Raw genomic sequence first — 1218 nt, 5'->3', positions numbered from 1 at the left:
CCGCGGCGGCGGGTGCCGGGGCAGGAGCCCCCTGCGGGGCCGGAGCCGCTGCGGGGGCCTGCGCCGCCTCGGCCTCGGCCGCCGCCTGCGCGGCCGCGGCCTCCTCGGCGGCGCGCCGCTCGGCCTCGGCGCGGGAGGCCCGCTCCTCCTCGGCGGTCAGCCGCTCGTACTGGGCCTGGTAGGTGGCGATCTGCTCGTCGAGCCGGGCGCGCTGGGCCTCGACGCGGTCGACGTGCGCCTGCGCCTCGGCGGCGGCCTCCTCGGCGGCCACCTGCGCCTGCTCGGCGTCCTCGCCGGCGCTCTCGGCCTCGCCGAGCACCCCGTTGTTGTGGGCGGCGATGGTGTCGAGCAGCCCGACCCGGTCCACCAGGTCGCCGGCCGACTCGCTGGTCAGCACGGCCTCGAGGGTGCCGAGCCCCTCGCCGGTGTACGCGCTCCGGGCCACGGTGCGGACCCGGTCCTGGGCCTCGGCCAGCGCGGCCTGCGCGGCGGTGAGCTCCTCGGCGGCGGCGTCGGCGGCCGCCTGCGTCGCGGCGAGCTGCTCGCGGGTCTCGTTGAAGCGCTCGGTGAGCACCTCCAGGTCGTGCGCGCGGGCGGCGATGAGCTCCGCGGCCTCCTGGGAGGTGGCCGGCTCCGGGTCGGCGGAGGCGGGGAGCGGGGTCAGGGCGACAGCGCCGGCGGCCACGAGGGCCAGCAGGGCCCGCCGTCCGGTGATCCGGCGGTGGGCAGGGCTGAGCGAACTCGCCATGTGCGGCGGGTGTTCCTTTCTTCCGTGGCCGCCTACCGGGTTAGCTGACGGGTTCGGGCGGGAAGGCGCCCGGCGGCCGGCGGCCCGTGCGGGCCGGTCGGCCGCTTCACCCCGGGTGGTGCGTGTGGGTCCCCGGTCCGGTGCCGGACGGATCCGGCGGGTGGTTCGGCGGCGTCCGGGCGGTTGTCACCGGTTTCAGCGACGGACGGGTCCGTCCGGACGGGCTCACGCTAGGGGGCGATCCGCGGCTTCACCATGCCTGCGGGCAACTTCGTCCGAGGCCGTTGCCGTACGTCTTCCGCCCCAGCACGGGCGGTCACCGGCACGCCGCAACACGCCCTTACCCGGCTGACGTGAGGTCCGCCACGTCGCCGACGACCCAGACGGCCGGGGGGCGGACGGCGTGCTGGGTGAGGGTGGTGGGGAGGTCGGCGAGGGTGGTGCGCAGGGCGCGCTGGGTGGGGTTGGAG

Annotated in this window: 1 protein-coding gene and 1 riboswitch; the gene reads right to left on the bottom strand. The window is 77.9% G+C overall.

Going from position 1 to position 1218, the window contains the following annotated elements; all coding sequences use genetic code 11:
- Window positions 1-748, bottom strand: a 748-nt coding sequence (locus E9529_RS21420; RefSeq protein WP_374201384.1) for a coiled-coil domain-containing protein, incomplete at its 3' end; no start/stop codon positions are given.
- 14 nt (window positions 749-762) lie between these two features.
- Window positions 763-917: riboswitch (cyclic di-AMP (ydaO/yuaA leader) on the bottom strand.
- Between the last annotated feature and the right edge of the window lie 301 nt (window positions 918-1218).

Origin of the sequence: Blastococcus sp. KM273128, from assembly GCF_021698975.1 — a bacterium.
Lineage (GTDB): Bacteria > Actinomycetota > Actinomycetes > Mycobacteriales > Geodermatophilaceae > Blastococcus.
The sequence above is the reverse complement of the archived record's forward strand: the minus strand, read 5'-3'. Positions and strand labels throughout refer to the sequence as shown.